This window comes from Paenibacillus sp. O199 (assembly GCF_001636635.1).
Lineage (GTDB): Bacteria > Bacillota > Bacilli > Paenibacillales > Paenibacillaceae > Paenibacillus > Paenibacillus marchantiae.
The window spans coordinates 266,978-290,619 of the sequence record NZ_LGRP01000005.1 but is presented as its reverse complement, the minus strand read 5'-3'; the positions used below and the strand labels follow the sequence as shown (position 1 = coordinate 290,619).

The 23,642-nt window shown below is 47.0% G+C and carries 24 protein-coding genes; 20 read left to right on the top strand and 4 right to left on the bottom strand.

Translation table 11 applies throughout. The features are described 5' to 3' along the window. Window positions 1-402 precede the first annotated feature (402 nt). From A6049_RS10410 to A6049_RS10400, 3 genes are all read right to left on the bottom strand, one after another. Window positions 403-2,202 (bottom strand): 5'-nucleotidase C-terminal domain-containing protein, encoded by a 1,800-nt coding sequence (locus A6049_RS10410; protein ID WP_063564562.1) that lies wholly within the window; start codon window positions 2,200-2,202, stop codon window positions 403-405. Between the two features lie 191 nt (window positions 2,203-2,393). Beyond that, window positions 2,394-2,801 carry an ImmA/IrrE family metallo-endopeptidase gene (locus A6049_RS10405; RefSeq protein WP_053783399.1) on the bottom strand — a complete coding sequence of 136 codons (408 nt, stop codon included), beginning with the start codon at window positions 2,799-2,801 and terminating at the stop codon, window positions 2,394-2,396. A 42-nt stretch (window positions 2,802-2,843) separates the two neighbouring features. After that, on the bottom strand, window positions 2,844-3,290 hold the full coding sequence (locus A6049_RS10400; protein WP_063564561.1) for a helix-turn-helix domain-containing protein: 447 nt from the start codon (window positions 3,288-3,290) through the stop codon (window positions 2,844-2,846). Between the two features lie 982 nt (window positions 3,291-4,272). Here A6049_RS10400 and A6049_RS10395 point away from each other — a divergent pair. The 7 genes from A6049_RS10395 (at window position 4,273) to A6049_RS10365 (ending at window position 10,238) form a co-directional block, all read left to right on the top strand. Beyond that, window positions 4,273-4,755: an ArpU family phage packaging/lysis transcriptional regulator gene (locus A6049_RS10395; protein WP_053783401.1), complete on the top strand. Its 483-nt coding sequence runs from the start codon at window positions 4,273-4,275 to the stop codon at window positions 4,753-4,755. A 95-nt stretch (window positions 4,756-4,850) separates the two neighbouring features. Beyond that, window positions 4,851-6,521, top strand: coding sequence for a GAF domain-containing sensor histidine kinase (locus A6049_RS10390; RefSeq protein WP_063564560.1), 1,671 nt, complete (start codon window positions 4,851-4,853; stop codon window positions 6,519-6,521). A gap of 17 nt (window positions 6,522-6,538) precedes the next feature. Then, a complete protein-coding gene (locus tag A6049_RS10385; RefSeq protein ID WP_063564559.1) occupies window positions 6,539-7,261 on the top strand; it encodes a response regulator in 723 nt (240 codons plus the stop codon). Between the two features lie 180 nt (window positions 7,262-7,441). Then, window positions 7,442-8,017 carry an NADPH-dependent FMN reductase gene (locus tag A6049_RS10380; RefSeq protein ID WP_063564558.1) on the top strand — a complete coding sequence of 192 codons (576 nt, stop codon included), beginning with the start codon at window positions 7,442-7,444 and terminating at the stop codon, window positions 8,015-8,017. A 19-nt stretch (window positions 8,018-8,036) separates the two neighbouring features. Beyond that, window positions 8,037-8,507, top strand: a complete 471-nt coding sequence (locus A6049_RS10375) for a VOC family protein (RefSeq protein WP_063564557.1) — start codon at window positions 8,037-8,039, stop codon at window positions 8,505-8,507. Beyond that, the gene (locus A6049_RS10370; protein ID WP_063564556.1) at window positions 8,504-9,139 is read left to right on the top strand and encodes a VOC family protein; all 636 of its coding nucleotides are present in this window, start codon (window positions 8,504-8,506) and stop codon (window positions 9,137-9,139) included. The genes A6049_RS10375 and A6049_RS10370 overlap by 4 nt, the downstream gene beginning before the upstream one ends. Continuing rightward, window positions 9,114-10,238 (top strand): hypothetical protein, encoded by a 1,125-nt coding sequence (locus A6049_RS10365; protein ID WP_240321371.1) that lies wholly within the window; start codon window positions 9,114-9,116, stop codon window positions 10,236-10,238. Before A6049_RS10370 ends, A6049_RS10365 begins: the two co-directional genes overlap by 26 nt. 55 nt (window positions 10,239-10,293) lie before the next feature. On the opposite strand, the gene A6049_RS10360 is transcribed toward A6049_RS10365, so the two are convergent. After that, on the bottom strand, window positions 10,294-10,776 hold the full coding sequence (locus tag A6049_RS10360) for a hypothetical protein (protein WP_063564555.1): 483 nt from the start codon (window positions 10,774-10,776) through the stop codon (window positions 10,294-10,296). A gap of 353 nt (window positions 10,777-11,129) precedes the next feature. On the opposite strand from A6049_RS10360, the gene A6049_RS10355 reads away from it, so the two are divergent. The 13 genes from A6049_RS10355 (at window position 11,130) to A6049_RS10295 (ending at window position 23,639) form a co-directional block, all read left to right on the top strand. Further along, entirely contained in the window at window positions 11,130-12,986 is a 1,857-nt protein-coding gene (locus tag A6049_RS10355) for a DUF4127 family protein (protein ID WP_063564554.1), read from the top strand. Window positions 12,987-13,287: 301 nt separating this feature from the next. Then, window positions 13,288-14,391 (top strand): matrixin family metalloprotease, encoded by a 1,104-nt coding sequence (locus tag A6049_RS10350; RefSeq protein WP_063564553.1) that lies wholly within the window; start codon window positions 13,288-13,290, stop codon window positions 14,389-14,391. Window positions 14,392-14,445: 54 nt separating this feature from the next. Next, window positions 14,446-14,805, top strand: coding sequence for a hypothetical protein (locus tag A6049_RS10345; protein ID WP_063564552.1), 360 nt, complete (start codon window positions 14,446-14,448; stop codon window positions 14,803-14,805). Between the two features lie 387 nt (window positions 14,806-15,192). After that, a complete protein-coding gene (locus A6049_RS10340; RefSeq protein WP_143038117.1) occupies window positions 15,193-16,098 on the top strand; it encodes a hypothetical protein in 906 nt (301 codons plus the stop codon). A 181-nt stretch (window positions 16,099-16,279) separates the two neighbouring features. Continuing rightward, a complete protein-coding gene (locus tag A6049_RS10335) occupies window positions 16,280-16,480 on the top strand; it encodes a YqzN/YkzM domain-containing protein (RefSeq protein WP_090807999.1) in 201 nt (66 codons plus the stop codon). Next, the gene (locus A6049_RS10330; RefSeq protein ID WP_063564550.1) at window positions 16,480-17,943 is read left to right on the top strand and encodes a phage tail sheath family protein; all 1,464 of its coding nucleotides are present in this window, start codon (window positions 16,480-16,482) and stop codon (window positions 17,941-17,943) included. Before A6049_RS10335 ends, A6049_RS10330 begins: the two co-directional genes overlap by 1 nt. A gap of 94 nt (window positions 17,944-18,037) precedes the next feature. Next, the gene (locus A6049_RS10325; protein WP_063564549.1) at window positions 18,038-18,445 is read left to right on the top strand and encodes a phage tail tube protein; all 408 of its coding nucleotides are present in this window, start codon (window positions 18,038-18,040) and stop codon (window positions 18,443-18,445) included. Window positions 18,446-18,628: 183 nt separating this feature from the next. Next, window positions 18,629-19,063, top strand: a complete 435-nt coding sequence (locus A6049_RS10320; RefSeq protein WP_053783415.1) for a phage tail assembly chaperone — start codon at window positions 18,629-18,631, stop codon at window positions 19,061-19,063. A 183-nt stretch (window positions 19,064-19,246) separates the two neighbouring features. After that, window positions 19,247-21,121, top strand: coding sequence for a hypothetical protein (locus A6049_RS10315; RefSeq protein WP_063564548.1), 1,875 nt, complete (start codon window positions 19,247-19,249; stop codon window positions 21,119-21,121). A gap of 54 nt (window positions 21,122-21,175) precedes the next feature. Beyond that, complete coding sequence (locus A6049_RS10310) at window positions 21,176-21,805, top strand: LysM peptidoglycan-binding domain-containing protein (RefSeq protein ID WP_063564643.1); 630 nt, start codon at window positions 21,176-21,178, stop codon at window positions 21,803-21,805. Next, complete coding sequence (locus A6049_RS10305) at window positions 21,802-22,788, top strand: XkdQ/YqbQ family protein (protein ID WP_063564547.1); 987 nt, start codon at window positions 21,802-21,804, stop codon at window positions 22,786-22,788. Before A6049_RS10310 ends, A6049_RS10305 begins: the two co-directional genes overlap by 4 nt. After that, window positions 22,781-23,191 carry a hypothetical protein gene (locus tag A6049_RS10300; protein WP_063564546.1) on the top strand — a complete coding sequence of 137 codons (411 nt, stop codon included), beginning with the start codon at window positions 22,781-22,783 and terminating at the stop codon, window positions 23,189-23,191. Before A6049_RS10305 ends, A6049_RS10300 begins: the two co-directional genes overlap by 8 nt. Beyond that, on the top strand, window positions 23,184-23,639 hold the full coding sequence (locus tag A6049_RS10295) for a DUF2634 domain-containing protein (protein ID WP_063564545.1): 456 nt from the start codon (window positions 23,184-23,186) through the stop codon (window positions 23,637-23,639). The genes A6049_RS10300 and A6049_RS10295 overlap by 8 nt, the downstream gene beginning before the upstream one ends. Window positions 23,640-23,642: the final 3 nt, after the last annotated feature.

Genomic DNA, 23,642 nt, shown 5'->3' with positions numbered 1-23,642 from the left:
AAATTACTAGAATTTGAAAAATTGTATTCTGTATACAGTCGGTTTGTCCATAAGAGCTTCTGGCGAACCATGTCAGGAATCTATGCAGGTGCAAATACGCAAATCATGGAACGAGAAATATATCGTTTGAATGTGAAATAACCGCATGAGAGTGGCAATTTTGGAGATATCTTCTATAGTCCATGGTAGAGGGCATGGGATGAAGTGATTTCTTAAAGTGGCTTTGGAGATTTATTTTTGCAGCAAAGCTATATTCATGTAAACATGGATGTGCAACTCGGTAGGTTAACTACTGAGTGATGTAATTTGTAAAATAAAAAAGGGTGTCCATCAGCCAGTTATGGCTTGAGGGACACCCTTTCTTTGAATCTTATTGGTACAACTATCTGCTCTTCTCAGAACTTAAGAGGCTGCAGGCAGTTTCAATTGTTGGCCTGGATAAATCCAGTGTGGATTTTTGATCTTATTCAGCTTTTGCAGAGCTTGCCAAGTGGTACCGTATTGTTTGGAGATGGAATACAGGGAATCTCCGGATTTTACAACATGCACTTTGGCTGGCGCTGGTTTACTTGGCGTCGGTTTCGACGGTGTTTCTGGTTTTGGTGTCTCTGGTTTCGGTGTAGTTGGAGCTGGTGTTTCCGTTACTGGAGCTTCCGGTTCAACCGCAGGAGCCTTTGCTTCCTTGATTCGACCGTCTGTTTTGATTTCTACAGCGCCCAGTTTTTGCATGTATTCGATCAACGCTTCATCCATAGCACCGTACATGCCGGACGTTGTGTATTTCGCAAACATCGTGTACTCGTCACCACCAACAGCAGTGAAATCATTCGTAGCCATTGTGTACGTTGCTTTTGGATCAAGGGCTTTATCTCCGATCATGACGGAGTGTACACGGCTGCCTTTTGCAGCGGAAGAATCAATGCTGAATGTCATGCCGGATACTTGTGGGAATCCGCCACTTGGTTCTGGATAAGATCCTACACCGTTTTCAAGGGCTGCGAGTACATCGGAGCCTTTTACTTCAAGCGTTACAACCTGATTACCAAAAGGAAGTACAGTAATGATATCCCCTTTAGTTACGATACCTTTTTCAATGGAAGAACGAATACCGCCACCGTTTGTGAGTGCGATATCGGCTTTGCTGATGTCACGGATGGCATCTGCCAGCAGATCACCCAGGTTCGTTTCACCTGCGCGTACTTGTTCACGTTTGCCGTCCAGCAGAATCGCTGTATTGGCTACTTCTTCTTTCAAAATGGGTTCTTGTTCTTTCAGAATGGAGTTCACCAATGCGGCAACTTTCTCATTCGGTTTGATGTCTTTTGCTTCAGTTTCATCAATCAGTGTTGCTTGTTTTTTCGTTACTTTGTCGCCGTCAACCCACAGGTCGATCACGCCTACAAAGTTTGTATACTCTCCAGCGCTGGCGATCAGTGTTCCGTTATCCGATACAAGTCCATCTTGCAGAACCGTATGGCTATGACCGTCGATGAATACATCAATGCCAGGAACTTCTTTTACAACTTTGAAGCTAGTATCGGTGCTGGACGCGTCTTGTCCAAGGTGTCCCAATACAACAACAACATCTACTTTGCTGCGAATTTCGTTCACGAGAACTTTGGCTTCTGCAGTTGGGTCTGTAATATCAAGACCTTCCACATTTTTCGGATTCGTTTTATACATCGTTTCCGGTGTAGTCAGCGCAATGATACCGATCTTCACGCCGTCTACTTCTTTAATGAGGTAAGGATCGAAGAGACGAGTTCCGTCTTTCTTTTTCACATTGGCACTGAGCATGGGGAAGTTCATCATATCCGCAAGTTCGATGAGGCGCTCGGAACCGTAGTTGAATTCGTGGTTACCCGGTACAATCGCCTGATAACCGATTTCATTCATTACTTTGACAATGCTCTCACCGTTAACGAGTGTAGCAAAGGTTGTACCATGCACTGCATCTCCGGCATCCAGCAGAAGGGTATTTGGGTTTTCGCTACGGTATTTGTCCGCAATTCCAGCAACTTTGGCGAAACCCATCGCAGGTGAGGACTCAACTGCGCGTGCGTGTGTGTCATTCGTATGTAGAATAGTAATGTGCTTACCTGTGCCCGGAGTGGTATCCGTTGCAGCAGCGGCAATGCCCACACTGCCAAACAGCAGACAGAGCGTTAGCACAAGTGAAACATAAGTCTTCCAGATTTTCATATGAATCAGTAACCTCCCCAAAATAATAATCTACCTGAGCGTTTGCACAACTCATGTTGTATTTTACCAGACTACTATTAGGAAATCTCGTGATTTGTGTAAAAATAGGTAACCTGAAAGTGACATCTGATTTTCATAGTGGAAGATTAAGAGAGAACTTCACTTGTAAGGAACGTATGTTCTTAAAATGGCTAAAAAAAATGCTGCACTTCACGTGGCAGTCCTGTACGCAAACAAAATTTCTCCAGTGATTCATCCGGCTCTGGCATCAACCCTGAAGTTAGAAGCTGTATAGCAAAACGATTGGCCTGTCTTTCCAGCTTGCCTGGGGCAAAATAGGAGTGTTCCTCCAGAAAGAACCGGTTTATACCTTTGTGTAATCGGTCATGTCCAAGTTCATGGGCACACACGAAGCGCTGCCATTCCGGCGGTAAGTCATTGTGAATGACAATAAATCTGCGACGGAGCTTTCGGAAATACAGTCCTTTGGTAGACTTGCCCAAATTGGTGAACCGGATCTGTATTCCAATGGCTCTGGCAATGCTAAAAGGGCAGTTTGTCCGGTGTTTTCGAATCAGCTTTGTTACAATGTCATCCATATCATCTCACCTGCTGCTTTAGTTTGTTCAGCTTGAAATGCTTCATGGGCGCTCGTCCGGATCGTTCGTTTTTTTGCGTTTGTTCATCTGTTTGGCTTCCCAGAACAGACCTGTCAGGACATCCTTAATTCGTTTCTTATCCTCATCATCCAGCGGGATGCCGTCAAACATCAGATCATCCTCGTCCTCGAGCATCTTTTTAAAGTCCCGACGGTCCTTATAAGTTGCCCATTCTGGAGTGTCATGGAGCTCACTTGCTGTATTTCCGGTTTCCAGATAGCCGGCCTGTTTCATCATATCCGCGTAGTGAACCGAGAGTGCGTCCGAGATTTTGCGGATGGTAGCAGGCTTAGGAACTCCGCGAACCCCATTCTCAATGCGTGAAATTTGCGAGTTGCTGATTCCTGCTGCTTCGGCGAGCTGATTGATACTGTATCCCTGTTGCTCGCGCAGTTGTTTCAGATAAGGACCAAAAGTGTGCTCCACCATTCATGCCACTCCTTTGATTCGTACAAGTGCTTGAATTATAAAGAAGCTAGTTGGATGAGGGAGATAGATGTGCGTTCTATGCCCGTTCCGGATTCGGATCGTTCTTTTGATCGCTGTTATCCCCGGATTTCCTATTTCACTTTCTAAAGGGAAAAATCCGGGGATAAAGGCGAACGCTTCGCTTCTTCAGAATCGATTCCGTCTCCTTCACTGCGTATGCGCGTGACCATACTTCTAGCCCATCGTCCAAAACGGAGTAGCTTCTTTATAAAAGTCAAATGACTTATACGAGGATCTTTAATTATCTGTACTATATCGTATATATACCATTAGGTAAAGGGATATGAAACAATTATGCCAAAAGGTAAAGAAAACGAGAGCGCGGGTTTTATTTTATAGTTAAAACGACCCAAAATGAAGGTTTACGCCGATCCCCAGAAAGTGGTATCCTCAAATAGAAATACGAACAAAATACGAACAAAATGTAAAGTTGAGACAAGTTGGATGATGAGGAAAATGAATTATTCCTGCTTCATACCTGACTTTAACTGATTCCAAAAGGCAACAGAAAAAACTTGAAGAATGCCGTTACTATTTGAGAGAACTGGATAACTCTAATAAAAGGAGTATTTTGTATTAATCCCAAAAGCGATTCAAATTAGCAATAGGTAGATCGAAAAGCTTCTATTCGTCTAACTATTGTACCCGTAAGCGACTGGAACCGAATAATACAAAATACCAAAGATGAGATGAATGCGAGTTTAACTTTTATAGAATGAACTTTAAGTTACGCATACGAAGAGGACAGAAAAAAGCTGGAGAAGCGTAGCGTTCGCATTTATCACTAGATTTTTACATTAGAAAATATAATCAAAAAAATCTGGGGATAACAGCGATTGTAAGATTTTTCTGTCATCGGAGTGGAACTTGCGAAGCTACTAAACTTTCATTCTATAACGAATGTTAAAGGAGGAGAATGAATATGGAACTGATGCTGCCCGAATTGGACCGACGCAAAACACAGACTGCTGTTGAAGCCGCGCTGGAAAAATACCGGATTTATAAAACGATTGCTTTTGAAGAACGAGAGGTGATGGTGACGGCGAGTTACGCTGAGCGTTTCCATGGTGCAACGAATGTGACCGGGGATTCCACTGCCAGAACGGCAATCTATAATGTGGATGTACAGCGCGCACGTCAGGCGTACTGCGATACGATTGATTTTGTGGTATCTCGACTGAGCGAGAAGGAACGTGTACTTGTCAGCGAACGTTATCTGAAGGATGACGATGTATTTGACTATAAAGTGTATAACCATGTGTTTGACCCGCCTGTCAGCAAGGATACGTATACGAAGATTCGGACACGTGCTTTCTATAAAATGGCGCTGGCTCTGTCGGATCGGGGTCTGATTAATATGGAGCCTTTATCTGCATCTCGCAAAGAGCGACAGAAGCTGGGCTAGAGGTGAAGCAAGAAGTTCATCCTTTTATATCCTTCGCTGATTGTATACAATAATTGAAAACAATATTAAGGATCAGTCAAAGGAGAGGAATCCGCATGACGGAACAAGCCGGAATGCAGGAGATGTACACACTGAAGACGATCGCGGAAACGCTCAACACATCCAACGACCTGAATCTGATGCTGGATACGGTACTCGGTAAATTGTTGGAACTGACGGGATTGACTACGGGCTGGGTATTCCTGATCAATAATCAGGGAGAATACTCCTGTATTGCTGATTACAGTTTGCCTCCTGCTCTGCTGCATCATGACAAGGAGCCGATGCGCTGTGGGTCTTGCTGGTGCGTGAATCGCTTCCGGGACGGGAGATTGGATAATGCCGTCAATATTATTAATTGCAAACGCCTAGAGGATGCCGTCGATCATCAATGGGGAGATACCCATGACATCACCCATCATGCAACGGTTCCGCTCCGCTCGGGGGAAAAGATGCTGGGACTGCTGAATGTTGCTGCACCCGGGAAAGAGCATTTCAGTGATAGTGAGCTGGCGCTTTTGCAGGCTGTAGCTTATCAGATAGGTAGTGCAATGGAGCGGATGCGATTATATAGCGCAGAGCAAAGGCGAGCGGATCTGTATGTCAGGCTGGGGGAGTTCAGCCGATCGCTGGGCGTGACGGTCAACGATTGCAGCAGTGGAGACGATATGGCCAAGATGGTTGTAAAGCTGCTTGGGCATCATTACGATTGGCCTTTTGCCGCACTGTTATCCCAGAAAAACGGAAGTTTTATGGTACAGGCCGCTTATGCTCATGGCAGGTCCGAAATGATGACAATATCTGGACTCTCTCCAGAGTTGCAGACTCGCATGCATCGTGTGATTGATTCTCATCGGGCTATGGTATTGTCGGCAACGGAAATCCAAGATGTTTCTGCCATCTGCAATACCGGGCTCCCTAAGTCTGTTTTGGCTTCAGGCTTGGCTGCTCCCATCCCATTAAGTTCTCCTGGTGAAACGGCAGTACTGGTGGTTGGATTGGGCTCGGCCAATGGCTTCCTTCAGGCAGATCGTGAGGTTTTCGATGCACTCGCTGAACATATTACAGCCTCGTGGGAGAGTCTGAGACTGGTATACAAACGCAGGGAATTAACCCGACTGGAGGAACGAAACCGTTTGGCTCGGGATTTGCATGATTCGGTGAACCAAATTTTGTTCTCCCTGTCTCTCACAGCCAAAGGGGCAGAGAGCATGTTAGCCGGATCACTACAGCTGCATCCGGCTGCGGAAGCGATGAAGGATATACGTTCCTTGTCGCAGGAAGCATTAAAGGAAATGCGTGCCTTGATTATGCAGCTTCGTCCGGCGGGTTTGGAGTCTGGTCTGCTCAGTGCATTGCAGGAATATGGTACAGGACAGGGATTGCAGGTCGTTGTACATCGGACGGGTATGCGCTCCTTGCCTCAAAGTATTGAGGAAGGCTTATGGCGTATTGGACAGGAAGCACTCAATAATGTGCGTAAACATGCGGGAGTCCCTTCTGCTGAGATATCCCTCCAGCTAAGCGATCAGGAAGCGATATTAATCGTTACAGATCGAGGAAAAGGGGGGGCCAAAAAGCGTGAGGCTTTGCCTGCCAGTTCACTTGGTCTGTCCATCATGAGGGAACGGGCCCAGTCACTGGGCGGCAGACTTGAACTTGTGAGTTCATCCCGAAAGGGAACATCGGTAACGGTCGTCATTCCACTTCCGTCCGAATCTGTATAAATTAGGGGGAAGAAGACATGCCGATTACGATTTTACTCGCGGACGATCATGCAATGGTGAGGCGCGGGTTGCACGTTTTTTTGTCCACTCAGCCAGATATGGAAGTCGTCGGAGAAGCCTCGAATGGACAGGAAGCACTGGAACAAGCAGAACAACTGCATCCGGATGTGGTATTAATGGATCTGCATATGCCCGTGCTTGACGGGATCGAGACGGCGAGAAGGCTTCGTTCGATCTTGCCTGGAATCCGTATCATCGTACTTACGTCCTTTTCCGATCAGGATCATGTCGTACCGGCCGTACGCGCAGGAGTGAAGGGATATCTGCTAAAAGATATTGAGCCAGAGGATCTTGCCGTTGCCATTCGTAATGTGCATGCAGGTCAGGTAGAGCTTCATCCTGCAGCAGCAGGACAATTAATGCATGTGATGGCATCGTCTGAACTGTCGATGAATGAAGCGCATGAGCGTGCAAATCCCCATTCGTCTACTCGGCTTCCAGAGCAAGAGCGGATAGGGCTGGGAAAAGAAACTTCTCATAGACCGGACATGCTTACTCGCCGGGAACGAGAGGTTCTGGGGCTGATTGCACAAGGATTGAGTAATAAAGAGATCGCCATAAAGTTAATCATTACCGAGAAAACAGTGAAAACCCACGTCAGTCATCTTTTAGACAAATTGGGACTGGCAGACCGGACACAAGCAGCGCTTCATGCCGTAAGAAATGGTTGGGTCGTCTGATCCATCTTCCTATTCTCAGACTAAAGTTGTAGAAACTCAACCCAAAGGTTGAGTTTTTTTGTGCTGCAAGTTAAGTCTATCTGCCGACGATTCCGAGGTAGAAGCAAGGTAAGATGAGAGTAGAGAAAGTTGAATCGAAGAGAAAGAATGTTTTTATAAAATCGAAGGAGAGTGACATAGATGAATATTATCATTTTGGCAGGCAGTAATCGGAAAAATGCAACCAGTACACGTTTAGGGGAATATGCAGTGGAGGTAATCAGCGGTCAGAGGCATGAAGCCAGCTTGTTCGATTTATATCAGACACCGCTCCCATTCTACGCACCGGATGAAAAACAGAATGAAGATCAGAATCTGTCTGACCTGAACACACGTATGCTCGCCGCAGATGCCATTATTCTGTCTACGCCAGAGTATCATGGCAGCATCAGCGGTGTACTCAAAAATGCATTGGATCACCTGAGTCAGGCTCATTTCAGTGGTAAACCGGTATTGTCCATCAGCTCAGCAGGAGGTGCGGTGGGCGTAAGCTCGCTTTTGCAGCTGCAGGTGATTATTCGCAATTTGCATGGTATTAACGCGCAGGAGTGGATTTCCATTGGTGGTGCACAGCGCAGAAGATTTGAAGCAACGTTTGACGGATACGAAGAATTTGAAGGCAGTCAGGATATTGAGGATCGGATCAAACGCGTGATTGGTTCATTTTTGCACCTTGCCGAGACGTTAACTGCAGTACGGAAACCATCTGAGAGTTAAGAGAAAAGAGGTTTTCATCATGATTAAAGGCATATTTGAGACTCATCTGAATGTAACGGATCTGGAGAGATCCCATCATTTTTATGAACAGATCGTTGGATTGCAGCATGCTTATGGGCAGAAGGAACGTGGGAACTCCTTTTACTGGATTGGCGGTGAAGGCAACGCGATGCTCGGACTGTGGCAAAAGGACCCTTCCGAGGTGCAGCGGCAGCATTTTGCTTTTCAGGTATCGTTGGAGGACATGAAGCAAGCTGTCACTTACCTGGAGGATAAAGGAATTAATACGCATAACTTTCAGGATGATGATATTGGCGAGTTATATGTATTTAGATGGATGCCGGCTGTGTCCGTGTATTTTACCGATCCGGATGGTCATTCCCTGGAATTCATATCGATGCTCCCGGATGAAGCGAAGCCGGAACTTGGCATGGTGCCATGGAGTGAGTGGGAGAAGATGCACGGTCGGGTGAAGGGGGACACAGCATGATTTTTGAAGAGGTCAAATTATATACAGCACGATTGGAAGACATTAAGCACTTTTATATCAACACACTGGGTTTGAACATGGCTGAAGAGTCCGAGCATGCCTTCACGCTACAGATTGGTTTAACGAAAATGATATTCATGCGAAGTGAAACAGACCAGAATCCGTTTTACCACCTGGCCTGGATGATTCCAACCAATCGTTTTCAGGAGGCCAAGGCATGGGCGGCGGCACGTGTCCGTCTAAGTAGGCATGAAGGTGAGGATGAGACCTATTCAACGAATTGGAACTCGAATTCGCTCTATTTCGAAGATCCTGTCGGTAACATTCTGGAGCTGATTGCTCATCATACCGTTCATAACGAAAATGATCGCCCCTTTTCGGAGAAAGATCTGCTGCAGGTGTGTGAGGTGGGACTTGTCACGGAAGATGTGCTTTCTGCAGTAGATGAACTTGAGCAGATGGGATTGAAACGATGGAGAGCGATTAGCGATACCTTTGCCCCTATAGGGGATGTGAACGGTTTGTTTATTGTGGTGAGAAAGGAGCGAACCTGGTTCTTTTCGGAGCAAAAAGCAAACATATATCCGCTGGAAGTGTCCATACGTGATGTTGGGAGACTTCGAATCGGCTAAAATGCGCGGAACAGCAGGCAAAACGGTCATATGTGCACCATCTGAATCATCTTATAGAAGTAAACGCTTTAAAAAGAGTGTTTTGCTAAAAAAACTGTTGCTGGTTGTGCGTGTATCAGGGTTCGCATCGATGAAGGGTGGTGGCATGTTGGATCGACGTTTGTTGGAAGAAGGGCTGGCTGTTATTGTGTCCAGTCGGGAGCGTACAGGAGATTTGTGGCACGCCCATTATGGGGCGGGAGCTATTGCGGCTTATTTTTGGGTGAGGGAAAATCGTCTCACTGCCCTTGCGGCGGGCAGTGTTACGGCTGAAGCAAAAGCCATGCTTCGCCAGCACGGGTTGAATGATGGCTTGAACTCCCGGAATGGAGAGGTTTTGCCAAGGGAAGAGGCCGAAGCGCGTATTACAGCAGCGCTGGATCGAACCATCGGAGAGCTACACTGGGTGGGTCATCAGGCCATCTATGGTGCCCTTAGTCTAAAAGCCATTCGTGAACTGGATGGTTGGGGCACGGAGCATGACATGGATCAGATGGTTGAACTTATTGATTCTTTTGAACGAACCATTCCAGGTAGATCCTGGGTAAACACAACTGTGAAAGAAATTCGCAGCTTGAAGTTAAGTGAGGCAGACGGATTCCCTGATATAGAACGCCCGGAACACTTGTCCCGGCTGATTCTGGATGAGCTTGGCGCATTTCGTACCATCTATCAGGCAGAAGCACATCATGATCTGATCGGCCACATGCTAACCTACGGGCACGCGCTTAATATATTATTTGAACTGGATTACCCTGCTTTGTTCCATAAAGGCATTCCGCCTTTTCTCAGGATGGTCAAGGCGCTGCGACTGAGCCGGGATGTGGATGCCGAACAGGAGATGCCAACGCTGCAATCTCCAGTTGATCGTCTGCCATTGATTCGTGCAGAACGCTCTGTTGCACTTCCACATGAACTGGAATACTGGCTCACCGACAGACGTTCCCGCGATTGGCATGGAGGTCATGTGTTCAAATTTCCATTCAGCTTCTACCATCATGCAAGAAACGGAAATTCAGTTCCGGAAAGCTGGGAAAACTTCCGCTATATTATCGCGTGAGCAAAATACGTTTAAGAGAGCACAGCCTGAGATGGCTGTGCTTCTTTTAATCTTTTTAACGGGACCAAATTTCAAGGATAAACAGGATCAAAATGACTCTGGATGCCAGCATGTATGGTGATTTTCGTATGGGCTGACGCGCTGTCCATATTCCCCAGGAACTCATAAGTGCAATACTTCCCCAGAACATCCATAAGGGAATGCCTTCAGGCGTAAATGGAAAGGACAGCGAGGGCAGACCTGTATTGCCAGCCCCAAGAAGAACAGTGGTCATATAGACGAGCAGAAGGAAAAGTAACTCAAATAGCAGGGTTTGCAGCCAGAAATAATAGATGTGCAGCACTCGAAGCAGAATGACTGTGACCAGGATAAACAGGATACCAACGGATGAGAATGTTGCAGCGGTCCATCCAATGAGTGAAGTAGTTAGAATATCTGTTTCCTGATAAAAGGTGTACATTGTCAAAGCGTACATAACGGGGCCAGCCATGTAACTGGTAATAGCGATCCACAGATAGAACCAGAGCTTTTTTTTCATGATCGTATCCATCCTTTATCGTAAATAAGGTTTGAAAGGCTGCTTATTATCATATAAACAGCATCAGGAATGGATTTGTTGGGTTATCTGGAGGAAATCTCTGCAAGAAACCGACGTTTAACCGCCATGATTGCGACAACAAATAGACGTAATCCATACGGACAACCGTCAGCGCGACCGATTTAAACATGTAAGATTGTATTATCGGATCAGTAGCAAGTGACATATCCCGATAAGCACATACGCTAATGTACAGACCGGCCAGGGGCCGGTTTTTTTATGCGGTGATTGCACACTTGCTCTGATCGGGTACTAAAGAAAGACTGAATATATCTAACAGGAGGTTTTAGGATATGAAAACAGTATTGTATGTTCCACTGGATGATCGTCCAGCGAATCTGGATGACGTCGTTGTACAAGGAAAAGCAGCCGGTATCCATATCATTACACCGCACCTGGGTGACATTCAAAATCGTCTGGATTCCGAGAAAACGGTAGAAGGCACCACATTGCTTGGAACGTCTACGCCTACGTATGGGAAACCGTCCAATATTCATGATTTCATTTTGAAAAATGCCGCTAAAGTGGATGGCTTCATCATCTCTTCGGATATGCTGGCTTATGGTGGTCTGATCGGCAGTCGTCAGCTTCGTGAAGATGGAGGCGGAACATATCCTGATTACGACCAGGACACTACCCGTTTGCTCGATGTGATCAAAGCGATTAAAGGGAGGAAATATCCAAGAAAACCAGTGTTTGTGATGGATACCATTATGCGACTCGCTACCACCTCTTTTGCAGATGGTCTCGCATTGGATGCCTACAACGAGTCACGTGCACTGATGCAGCAGCCACGCCAGTCCTTTACGGCATTCGAGGATATTGTGAACGGGTACAACCTTTCTCCAGAGGCTAAGGAATATGGGGAAACGACGTATTTTAATAAAGAGCAGTACTACAACACCAGACAACATAAATTCAAAACGAATCTATACATTCTGGATAAGCTTGCTCGCAAAGGATATATTGATTTCCTCGCCGTAGGTGTCGACGATGCGAATACGCAAGGCGTTCAGATCAACGAAATCAATTATGTGGAAGCACGGATCAACGAATGGCTCGGTGGGACGGATGGACAAGATCCCGATCGGGCGATTATCCTTCCAGATGCGGATGGCCTGGGTCACGCTCTGTTGGCACGCATGGCTAACCAATTGCTTCGTGGTGGGAAGAAGACGCGTTATGCAGTGAAATATTTTGGCCCGCATGGTTCCACGATTATCAATGCCTATGAATATATGAATGTGCACGAGAATGTGGTGCGTCATGTGGATATTGTTGGTGGTGTGGTTGTAACGGATTCCGCTTATCCACAGCCTGATGTGGTAACGGATACAACTCCCGATATGGAAAATGGAAATGAATTAACGAATGCTACATCTGTTGATGAAGCTTCTTCGTTTGACATGGCGTCTGAGCTGGATCGCATGACGAACCGTCATCCAGGCAAACCGGGTAATAAATCGGTGGACATTGAGATTATTGCTATTACGGCGCTGGATCAGATGCAGGCGGCTGTGGCGCAATTGACGAGTAATAGTGAGAAGGGTCTTCCTTCGGTGGTGATTGATTTTGTAGGAAAAGGTCCGGCGAACGTCGATGTAGCCGAAGCACTCCTGAACAGTCCGTATACGGGTCGGGTCCTGGGGTACAGTGCATGGAATACGCCGGGGAACAAAATCGGTATGGCTGTGGGTATGGGACAATCCCGTTATGCTCTGATTACAACCGAAACACATGCCCATACGTTGCGAGATGCCATGAATGCACATGGTTCATTGTTGTTCAAACGTTTCCTGAAAGATTACTACTATAAAGCAGTAGCGATTGCAGATATCCGCACGTATTCCAGAGCGCATGCGCTGTATACCAATGTGGCAACCCTTGCAGATCAGAACATGGCACTCTTCAACTCTGAAGAGGATTACACTCATCTGCAGACTTTACTCAGAGATCTGATGCAGACCCATACAGCAACGTTGGCAGGAAAACCAGCTTTTGCCCAAGGGAACGTAGCGATCAAACAAATCTGTAATGGCGAAGCAGCTTATGCGGAGTATTGCAGCGCGCTGCTGGAATATACGAACCCCGATTTCATCTGGGGACGTGCGTTTGAAATCACGTTGAATCCGAAAGTTACGCTGAAATAATCTATTTTTTTTTATTTGTGTTTTAGGAAGTGAAATGTGGCGAGTCTCATAAATATACTCCGCATTGGTCAGTCCATCGTTTAGAAAGATAGGATGTTATCTTTTGTAAGATATGATCAGATATTTAGGAATTAATTCATTTCTTTTGTTTAAATTAATAAAGAATAGCACTTTTCTACTGAATTTCAATCCGAAAAAATCAGTATAAAAGTGCTATTTTTCTGGATTACGTTGACATATTTACATGTTCAAGGTATGGTTTTTTTGTGGAAAAAAAATCCAACAAAGGGATGGTGGTTGTATGAAATATATTAAGAAAGCGTTATTAATATGCGGCTTAGGAGGATTATTGTTTAGTAACATACAAGCTTATGCGACTCCAGTAACTGGTTATTCTTGGGGAAGCAGAAATATAACTTATCAAAACAATGGTTCTAATAATTTCTACATAAACATATGGACAAATGCTAGAGATGAATGGAATCTATCTACTGATGTTTTTCTGAAAGCTGGTACGAATTCTAAATTTACTGCGGGCAATAAATCTGACAGTGGCGTTACTTGGGACGGTCTTGCGGAATGGACATTTAGTATTATAACTGGTAACTATTCCACTATGAAAACATGGGTTAATACATACTACACAACGCAAAGTCATTACAATACAGACAATGTAGAGGGTATCGCAACTCATGAATTTGGACATGCCCTTGGGTTGGATCATGCTCCATATGGTAATCCTACAGTTATGACTCCAAATACATTTGAACGTAAATCTTCTGGAACTTTGGTAGATGGGCGTCCAAACAAGTCACCAACTTCATGGGACATAAATACCGTTAATGTTCTTTATGACAATAACTTTGCTAAAGCCCAGAATCAAGAACCTGTACTAGATGTTCCCGAAAATATTCTTCAAAAGGCTCAGATAACACAAAAAGATTTGAAAATAAATCATTATTCCTGGGCTATTGGCTATAGCACACTCGAAGCTCGTGCATATGATGCTGATCTTATTGTGAGTGGGATTGTTAAAAACAAACTTAGTCCTCTCATAAAAAATGATGGTGAAACCGAAGAAGCATTTCACCAATCAGAGGTAGCTATAGAAAATGTCATCAAAGGAGAAGGTTCAAAAGGAGATACAATTATTTTACGCCAAATTGGCGGAGAAACGGATACGTCTATTATTTACCATGAAAATTCAACCGAACTCCAAGAAGGTACAGAAGTATTGATGTATCTAAAAAAGATCGATGATAATGTATACATTCCAATTAATGAGGATGAAAGTATCTTTATTAAACAGGGTGTACAATCGCTTAAAACGGGTGACAGTTCGTTTAAAAACCTGTACGATAATCGTTTAGTTACTCTTGATGAAGCTTCGGCTTCTATTAATTAATAGCCAAGTCAAGGCCTCATCAATTGGGGGCCTTAATCTATTCCTGGAGGTAATATGAAAAGAAAATTTTTATTTATACCGGTCGTTTCTTTGATTTTACTTTTGATTGGTTGTTCATCTTCCTCAGGAAGTTTTGCTTCAGATAAAATGATAAAACTAAAGGAAGAAGTCTATATTACAAGCAATGACATCATCTCAGAGGAGGAACTAGCTGAACAAGTAGGTGAGATAGAGGTATCCTCGACCAATGAGAGTGATCACGGTGATGGGAACGTTATTAGTTCCAACACCTACAATGTAGGTACAAAACTATTTAAAATCAAAAACGAAAACAGTAAAGATATGATTGCTGTAGAGGACTCTACAGAGAAATACCTCATTGCCTATAATACCAAATACAAAGAAATAAAATAATGTTAATAAGACGTCTTATACTTCAACCAAATGATCGTCTTTTTTCCACCCCAGATGCACCCTTAATCGCACCGAAGTCGTACGAATGACCATCCGCGCTAGGAATGAAAGGGTGTAAGATTATATTATCGGATCAATAGCAAAGGACACACACCGAAAGCACATACGCTAATGTACAGATCGGCCACAAGGGGCTGGTCTTTTTTGTTGCGGTGAATGGTGTCCAGCTTTGGCGCCGGTGGAGAACCGTTAGCACAGAGACGTACTGACGATGATTTCCTTTTTCCATTAGCAGATCGGTTAAAGGGGGGGGAGTTCGTTGCTGCCACATTGTCGCTGCACAATGCGGGCAGATCGAAACTTGCAGCTGAAGGGGGCGAAATAAATGTGTCTATGAGTAGTGACTTAAACAACACGGACAGCACAGGGAAAGCGAGTAACGTCATCAGACGAACGCTGAAGCAGAAGCTGGAGGCTCTTGTTCCGGCATGGAATGGCCGAGTAAAGGACATCCCTGCACCGGGAGAGGTGTTAGCCGGACCCTGTGCCGTGATTGCTTTTGCAGAAGAAGTACCGAAGTCTGCTTGGGCTGGGTATAGGAGGATCATCAAAATCTCTCCATATGCACGCCCCGAAGATGGAGGTGCTGAACAAGTAGAAGTATGGTCAGCAGCGCTGATGGAAGGACTGCATCAGGTCAGGCTGGAGGATGAAGAAGGCGGGGCATTTACCTGTATTTATCTGGGTTCTTCAGATTGTGATCGTGTGGATGCCAGTTCTGGACTGGTTACGCGCAGCCTGCGATTTGGGGTGTATGTTCCGGAAACGGTGGAATATGCTCAGGCTGAAACCACAGATTCGTGGATGGCTGCACTTCAGGGCTGGACACGAACTCAGCTTGGACAGGAATGGTCCGTATATGGGGATGCCTGGCCTGGGGGTTATAGGTCCAAGTCTATACTGTGGCGATTGACGGGATGCAGTACAACCACTGCAGGGACTTCTGCGCTGGAGATTCGTAAGCAATGGATTGGGCATGTGCTGGCTGCGAATGTGGGAGATGTCCGTCAAACGGTCACACATCTGGTTGAACAACTGGCTGTGCAACCCCGTATTGCTTTGACGGATACAGACGGTACGCGATATGTGACGGTGGATGAAGTTTCTGCCGACTTGCAGGCAGACGCTTACTTGAACGGGCAGATTCGTCTGACGTTGCAGCAGCGTATTCGCCGTCCGGGTACGGATGTGCCATTAATCCGTGAGATTCACCATAGCAAAGGGATAGAGTAAGCGCTAGTCGAGAGGGACTCTAGATGGGGTTCCAGATGAGAAATTCAATATCATACTTTAGCTTCAAATTCATAGGTTCATAGTTTCGTAGGTTCATAGGGACAAAAATTCATAGGTCAAAATTATGGTGCAAAGATCAGGTTCAACGAATTCAGTAGTCAAACAATGAGGTGAGATGGCCATGGCAAGCTCAGTGAAAAAAAATAAACAGGCTGCCCCGCAATACACGCGGGCCGAGCTGATGAATCATGCCGAAGCCCTCTTTGCCGTTAAGGCAGAGGTGCTGTATGGTGCGCTGTACGAAGTAGCGCAAGAGACGTTTTCCATTGCGGAAGCGAAGGAACGCATCAACCAATTTATGAAAGCGAAGGTGAAGGGATAATGGCAGGCGGAACTTGGGAGCAAACGAATCGTCCGGTACTTCCGGGCTTATATATGAATTTTCAGGCGGCAGCGTCTTCGGCCATTCAGGCTGGTAATCGCGGAACGGTTGTTGTGCCGATCAAGGCCAACTGGGGTCCGGTGGGCACTTTTGTAGAAGTCGGCAGTGAAGCTGCAATTGAGCGTATTTTCTCGGCGCATGCCCAGGATAATGGAACAGCTTATACATCCTTGAAGCTCGCTCTGTTGGGTGGACCGAAAAAGCTGCTCGCTTATCGGGTAGCCGGAGAGACGGCGAAAGCAGCCACGCTTACGCTGAAAGACAGCAGTGATACAGCCGTTCTGCAACTGGACGCCAAGTATCCGGGTGACCGGGGTAACGGGTTCTACGTCACCATTCAACCGGGTGTAATTGATAATACGAAGCATGAAGTGCGCTTGTTTGAAGGCAACCGGATGCTATATGCACTGCTGACTGCGGATATTTCGGCAGCGTCGCTGGCAAAAGAGATCAACGCGGATGAAAGCAACATTTGGATTAACGCGCAGGCGATTGGCGAGGGTACAGGTGTTGTTGCAACCGTTGCGGGAGCGGCGTTCAAAGGTGGTGCAAGTGGCAACGATGGACTTACCAATGCGGAGTATATCGCCGTGCAGGGCGCGCTGGAAGGTGAGCAATTTGACGTTTTGGCACTGGATCATGCGGCGGATGAGCCTTTGCTGGCGAGCTTTGCAGCTTGGGTGAAACGTGTGCGCAATGAGGGTAAACCCGTGATGGCTGTATTCGGTGGTACTACGGCAGACGACACCTCTGCGACTGCAGCACAGAAGGCAGCAGCACGTTCACTTACGTTGAATCATGAGGGTGTGATTAATGTTGGTACGGGTGTGCGTCTGGGAGATGCGTTCTACAGCTCGGCGGAAACGTCTGCTTATGTTGCGGGTCTGATTGCCGGACAACGTCTGAATGAATCCACCACATATGCACCATCTCCGTTCGATGACGTGACGCGTCGCTGGACGCGAGCAGAACAGGAGCAGGCGGTTCAGAATGGTGTATTTATTTTCTTCCATGATGGACGTCAGGTGAAGGCGCTTCGCGGAGTGAATACACTCGTGACCCCTGCCGCAGGACAGAATAATGCCTGGAAAAAAATCCGTTCCATTCGTGTGATGGATGCAATTAATACGGATTTGCAGCGCTCTGCTGAAGATACGTATATCGGTAAAGTAAACAATACGGAAGAAGGACGTCAGGCGCTGATCGGTGCGATGAAAGCCTATCTGGCGCTGCTCGCACAGAGCAATGTCATTGAAGCTGAGGGATACGATGTCGTTCTTGACCCGGCGTATTATGGTGCTGCACCCATTCTCAAGCCGGAGGCGGATCAGGTATTCCTGCAATGGAATGTGAAGCTGACGGATGTAATGGAGCAGTTGTTTGGAACGTTTTACGTGCAATAAGGCCCGTGTAGAAGAGAATGGTGTTTTAAAAGAAACTACTGTTCGTTGAACGGATGTTATATACGATATTTTCTAATCTCAAGGAGGAATTGTCATGTTGGATGCGTCAAGAGTAATTCTCGGTACCCATGGTCAGCTGCATATCGATGGTGTGTGGCAGACAAATATTAATAAGCTGGAAGCCAGCGTCGAAATTGAGAAGCGTGAGCTGAATCTGGTCGGCAACGACTGGAAAGTACACAAGAATGGTGCGAAAAAAGGAACAGGTACCATGACAGGTTACAAAGTAACTTCGGACATGATCCAACGGGGCTTCACCAAGTTCCAAATTATCTCGAAGGTGGATGATCCAGAATCATACGGTCATGAGAGTGTTTTGCTGAAAGGTTGCATGGTGGACAAAGTACAGCTCGCCAACTGGACTGCGGGTGAGGAAGTACCGGAGGAAACAAGTTTTACATTTGAAGGATTTGAATTGTTGAACCCGATTGTAGCGAATTAAGGATGGAATGACTTCGAACTTCGGAAAGACCTCGTAACCAAGCTTGTTTAATCAGGCATACAGCAACGAGGCTTAACAGAAGTGGGATACACAGGCAGGCCGAGAAAAATCTCGGTCTCTTTGTTGTCCCTGAAAAGGGAGCATGTTTTAACCAATTGTGAAATGAGAAGGAGATCGTACCCCATGAGTATGAACGAGAATATGTCTGAAGAACAAATTTTGGATCAGTTGTTTGAAGCAGCAGAGCGTTTGCCGGAAGAGAATGTACGGATTCAACGTTTGGATCTGTTGCTGACTCTGCGTGGATTGACATCCTCCAAAGTGGATCAGATCCGCGAACGCTGTACGATTCGGAAAACGGTCAAAGGCCGCACCGAGGAAAAGGTGGATACCGAAACGTTTAACGCGCTATTGATCTCCGAAGCGACGGTGAAAATGAATGTACGCGGCCTGGAACTGTCCGGTTGGGGCGACAACCGCATCACGGGTCGCATGAAGCTGTCCGGTGGGGAACAAGCGGTTCGCCGCATGTTACTCGCGGGTGAGCTGGATGCCGTTGGCGACAAGGTACTTGAGCTGTCAGGTTTCGGTGTGGAGATTGAAGACCTAAAAAACTGATTCACTCCGGCGGGATGACCACGTTCCTTTATCACATGTGGGTTCGTCATCATCTACGGCCCGGAGAATTCTGGTCTTTGCCACGCGGGGAGCGCTCGCTGTTGATTGCTTTCTCGGAAGAGGAAATGGCAGCGATAACTTCGCAAATGAATCGATAACTAGATCGGACAGGGGGTGAAAGAAATGGCAGAAATGATTGTGGGCTTGTCCAAATCCAATGCGGAAATGCGGACGACTATCCGGTATCTGGATCAGATCCAGCGTTCTACCGAACGTCTGGGCAGAGTTCGCTATCAGAGTCTGATCAAGGTGAACAATGAGCTGAGAACAACCGGGCGCAGGCTGGAGAGTGTTTATAGCACGGCTGTGCGATTGAGCAGACTGCGGATTACGCCGACGATTGGGTTGATTGATAAGCTCAGTCCAGCATTGGATCGCGCACTAGTGAAACTGAATAGCTTCAGGAACCAGATGGTTAGGGCTTCGGGGGATTTTTCTGTGATGGTTCAGCAGAAGGTTGAATTATCCATAGGGGAACTACCTAGTACACTGACAACAACGAATGGAGAACTGGCGAAGCTCACTATGTCTAATCAGGATTTGGCGATTAAAGTGCAGGAGAATACTGCTAAGCTGGGGATCACAACCAATATTTCTGGGGCGGGAACAGCAAAAGCTGAAGAAGACAAGGGTTGGTTTCAGAGTATTGTTGATGGAGCTGAAAAATTTAATCATTTAGCTGATGCAGTTAAGAATACTAGTGAAGGAATAAAGTTCGTAGGAAACCTATTTAAAGGTAAAAAATCAAAATTAGACGGAACTGCAAGCTCTGGCTCCCAATGCTGCTGCTGTTCTAGTGGAAGTTTGGTGGGAAGACTCTCAAGAGGTGGAGTGAAAGGTAGCAAAGCAAAAAAATTAGGTGGCGGCAGAGCTAAAAGTGTTGCAACTTCTGAAAGTAGTAAAAAAGGTTCTTACAAGAGCGGTTCCAGATCCTATCAAGAACGTGCAACTGGAACTGTAGCATCACCAGCTTCCGATCCCACAAAAAAAATCATCACCAACATCTCTCCAGCAGAATCAAAAAAGCTCAGAATTGATTTTGATCAAAAAATGAATCCGAATCGACTGGGCCTTAGCGCTAATCAACCCTCTACTTCATCAATGTCCAAGCTCTTCTCAGGCAATGGCATGTTCGGCAAACTGAGCGGAGGGCTTGCTAAGGGGGCCGGGAAATTACTTGGGCCAATCAGCATGCTCGCTGATGTAGCGAATGTTGCAACTGCACCTCCCGAGGAGCGGGGCCGAGCTGTAGGCTCAATGATTGGCGGCACAGCAGGTACAGCGATTGGTAGCGCTATCGGTAGTGTTCTTTTGCCTGGGATAGGAACATGGGTTGGTGGTGCAGTAGGCGGTTGGGCTGGCAGTGCAGCAGGCGGCTGGATCGGCGATAATGCTAAGGATATTGGGAAGTTTATGTCCAACGCTACCGAGGGTGTGGGTAATGCATTGTCGGGTGCAGCGGATTACGTCTCTGAGAAAACGAAAAACATCACCGATGGCATATCCAGTTTCTTCGGTTTTGGCTCGGAGAAGGAGGACAAGACCGCATCCGCGGCAACGGTGGCTTCAACGTCGCAAATAGCAACAGGTCCGCAGATGCCACCTGCCTATATTCCACCGGCACTGACAATGACGGGTCCAGCAGCATATATGAACAATAAGGTCGGCCAGTCTACATCTGCTGGTTTTATGGGAACAAGCGTGATGCAGACACAAGCCATGGGTCTAGGTAACGGAGCTCAAACGAATGCTAATGGCAAATCGTCCACGATGACAGTACAAATATCCGAAGACCAGATGAGTAGTCTGTCCGGTTACCTGAAGGATTTCAAAACTGAGACGACCAACCAGATCTCCGTAAACGTACCACAAGGAGCTGTGCAGGTGACTGTCCGGGAGAATGCTATCGACTACGATGCCATCTCACATCAGGTTGGAATGAGATTTGCAGGCGAAGTGCGCCGTGCGATGGAAAATCGAAAAACGATTATGGCCTAAGCAGAAAGGAGGCCTGTCATGACTGTATTTAAAAATAACGTGGAAGGTATCAAAATGGAATTTACCCTGATCGATGGGAAAACGAAGTTTCAATTCCCGGTGAAACCGGAAGAACTGACGATCTCCCGATCCAAGGGATACGAAACGATTAATATGCTGGAATATGGCGAGTTTGATTTTGCGCAGGGAGAGAAGGTGAAGGAGATCACCTTCTCTTCTTTTTTTCCAAAAGAATATGATGCGTCCTATTGCATGTACGAGCCTTTGCCTGATCCGCGTGTAGCGATGAATATGCTAAATACGTTTCTTGTATCGAAAAAGCCGCTGCGCTTCATCATTACCAACACGGGGGTGAACGTGCCGGTGTATCTGATCTCGCACAATACGACCTTTCGGGGCGGTGAGAGCGGGGATATTTACTTTGACATTACGCTGCGAACGTGGCGGGATTCCAAAGTGGAGAAGGTTGGCGCGGCTACATCTGCGAGCAAGTCTGGTTCCCGTACTGATCTGAAAACGAGCAGCAAGACCTACACCGTCAAATCTGGCGATTCCCTGTCCAAAATAGCAAAGCTTGAGCTGGGCAGCAGTTCCAAATGGAACGAGATTTATAAGCTCAATGTGAAGACCATCGGCAGTGATCCGAACCGGATCAAGCCCGGACAAAAGCTGGTGATGCCATGACCTACAAGGTCATTGTGGACGACAAATATGACATCACCAAATTGGTGGAGACGATTACGCTGAAGGACTCGCTCGACCAGATTGCGTATCAGGCCAACATCCGGTTGACGGTGTCTGCTTCTTCGGGTCTGCCTGCGATCTCACCGGGTATGGCGGTGCGGATCAGCGGGATTCCTTTTGGTGAAAAATCAATGGTTCACTTGCTGCATCCTGCGGTCATCTGGGAAGTGGAAAGCTCCAACAGCGGTACCAAGCGACTGTCCCTGACCGTCTACGACCGGATGATTTATCTGGAAAAATCAGAGGATGAGTTCTTGCTGCCGAAAGACCAGACTGCCACGCAGCGACTCAAAACGTATGCTAAGGAATGGAAAATCCCATACGCCGCTCTACCGGATACCAAAACGAAGCTGAGCAAAGCGGTGTATCGGTCGCAGACGATTTTTTCGATGATGTTTGCCGATCTGAAGGAAACGGTGAAGTCTGGTGGAGATATGTATCATCCGCGGATGACGCCCGGCGGGCTGCAGCTGTTCAAGGTGGGCAGCAATGCGAAAGTGCATGAGTTGGATCGGCTGATTGATCTGACCCAGATGCGTACGCTCGAAGGCGCGGTCACCAGAGTTAAAGTGATGGCGGCCTCGGAGTCCAGCAGTGGCAAAGAAGTTCCTTCCAAAGTGCTCGCGATTGAGCAGGATGGTGTAGCCGAACTGGGCACACTGCAAAAGCTGATAGAGGACGATCAGGTGAAAACAGCGACTGCGGCCAAGAAGTTGGCGAAAAGCCGTCTGACGGGTATTCAGGAGACCTTTACCGTAACCGCACCGGATGTGAATACGATTCGTGCCGGAGACGCGGTGCTGCTCAAAGGGCTGAAACTGATCGTCATGTCGGTTAGCCGTGATCTGTCCGCTGGACCTGGAACGATGACGTTGGAGCTGGGCACGGTCGAGATGGTGAAAAGGAGGGTTTACCTTGAATAAAGATGATCCGTACGGGCATTTTGCCGAGGTCATGCGGGGTGCGATGAGCACACATTCTCGTCAGGCTGTGAGCGGGCTGGGCGCGGTACTGGGCACGATGACCTCATCCGGCGTGAAGTTGGATGATTTCAAGCACGAAGTGCAGGATTATCTCGTGGCCGAGTTGCCGGGCACGCTTGGACTGCCGGCGCGCGAGGCTGCCGGCGCGATTTCCGGTATATCTGACGTGGCAAACGGCGGAACGACGGGCACGGGACGGTTTCTTTTGCAAAAAGGGGAAGTGGAAGAAGCGGTGTGGTCTCTTGGTAAAGGATTAAAAGCGGGAGATCGCGTACTGGCGATGCGGGTGAATGGCGGTAACGACATTGTGGTGCTGTGTAAGGTGGTGAGCGCGCATGCCTAGTTTGTTCCCTGAAACAGGTTTGGTATGGGGAGACGAGGAAGATCTGTCGGGGGCGGCTTCGGAAGAGGTGCGGTTTGGACGGAGCTGGCGATTCGATTACGATGCGGGGGATTTTGTGCTGACTCCAAGTGGCAAAGTCGCTGCGGCAGGTGCGCATGAAGCCTGGGTGCAATGGTGCATTAAGGCCGTGAAAACGCCAAGGTACAGACATGTGATCTACTCCCGAAACTATGGTTCGGAGCTGGAAGATCTGGTGGGTCAGGGTGACAGCCGGGGTGTGATGGAAAGTGAGATTACCCGGATGGTTACCGAGACGCTGCTGGCTGATCCGCGCACGGATTCCGTAGACCAGTTTACGTTTGATTGGAATCGGGAGCAATGCATGTTCTCATGCCGGGTGGCGAGTGTGCAGGAAGAGATGTTTATTTTGGAAAGTGAGGTGATCTGACGG

Excerpts from the sequence above, each read along its gene's own strand:
- A6049_RS10350 (WP_063564553.1), top strand. The coding sequence starts at position 13,288 with ATGAAATATATTAAGAAAGCGTTATTAATATGCGGCTTAGGAGGATTA.
- A6049_RS10370 (WP_063564556.1), top strand. The coding sequence starts at position 8,504 with ATGATTTTTGAAGAGGTCAAATTATATACAGCACGATTGGAAGACATT.
- A6049_RS10305 (WP_063564547.1), top strand. The coding sequence starts at position 21,802 with ATGACCTACAAGGTCATTGTGGACGACAAATATGACATCACCAAATTG.
- A6049_RS10360 (WP_063564555.1), bottom strand. The coding sequence starts at position 10,776 with ATGAAAAAAAAGCTCTGGTTCTATCTGTGGATCGCTATTACCAGTTAC.
- A6049_RS10390 (WP_063564560.1), top strand. The coding sequence starts at position 4,851 with ATGACGGAACAAGCCGGAATGCAGGAGATGTACACACTGAAGACGATC.
- A6049_RS10335 (WP_090807999.1), top strand. The coding sequence starts at position 16,280 with ATGGCAAGCTCAGTGAAAAAAAATAAACAGGCTGCCCCGCAATACACG.
- A6049_RS10345 (WP_063564552.1), top strand. The coding sequence starts at position 14,446 with ATGAAAAGAAAATTTTTATTTATACCGGTCGTTTCTTTGATTTTACTT.
- A6049_RS10375 (WP_063564557.1), top strand. The coding sequence starts at position 8,037 with ATGATTAAAGGCATATTTGAGACTCATCTGAATGTAACGGATCTGGAG.
- A6049_RS10295 (WP_063564545.1), top strand. The coding sequence starts at position 23,184 with ATGCCTAGTTTGTTCCCTGAAACAGGTTTGGTATGGGGAGACGAGGAA.
- A6049_RS10405 (WP_053783399.1), bottom strand. The coding sequence starts at position 2,801 with ATGGATGACATTGTAACAAAGCTGATTCGAAAACACCGGACAAACTGC.
- A6049_RS10400 (WP_063564561.1), bottom strand. The coding sequence starts at position 3,290 with ATGGTGGAGCACACTTTTGGTCCTTATCTGAAACAACTGCGCGAGCAA.
- A6049_RS10365 (WP_240321371.1), top strand. The coding sequence starts at position 9,114 with ATGTTGGGAGACTTCGAATCGGCTAAAATGCGCGGAACAGCAGGCAAA.
- A6049_RS10355 (WP_063564554.1), top strand. The coding sequence starts at position 11,130 with ATGAAAACAGTATTGTATGTTCCACTGGATGATCGTCCAGCGAATCTG.
- A6049_RS10385 (WP_063564559.1), top strand. The coding sequence starts at position 6,539 with ATGCCGATTACGATTTTACTCGCGGACGATCATGCAATGGTGAGGCGC.
- A6049_RS10315 (WP_063564548.1), top strand. The coding sequence starts at position 19,247 with ATGGCAGAAATGATTGTGGGCTTGTCCAAATCCAATGCGGAAATGCGG.
- A6049_RS10330 (WP_063564550.1), top strand. The coding sequence starts at position 16,480 with ATGGCAGGCGGAACTTGGGAGCAAACGAATCGTCCGGTACTTCCGGGC.
- A6049_RS10310 (WP_063564643.1), top strand. The coding sequence starts at position 21,176 with ATGGAATTTACCCTGATCGATGGGAAAACGAAGTTTCAATTCCCGGTG.
- A6049_RS10395 (WP_053783401.1), top strand. The coding sequence starts at position 4,273 with ATGGAACTGATGCTGCCCGAATTGGACCGACGCAAAACACAGACTGCT.
- A6049_RS10325 (WP_063564549.1), top strand. The coding sequence starts at position 18,038 with ATGTTGGATGCGTCAAGAGTAATTCTCGGTACCCATGGTCAGCTGCAT.
- A6049_RS10410 (WP_063564562.1), bottom strand. The coding sequence starts at position 2,202 with ATGAAAATCTGGAAGACTTATGTTTCACTTGTGCTAACGCTCTGTCTG.
- A6049_RS10380 (WP_063564558.1), top strand. The coding sequence starts at position 7,442 with ATGAATATTATCATTTTGGCAGGCAGTAATCGGAAAAATGCAACCAGT.
- A6049_RS10320 (WP_053783415.1), top strand. The coding sequence starts at position 18,629 with ATGAGTATGAACGAGAATATGTCTGAAGAACAAATTTTGGATCAGTTG.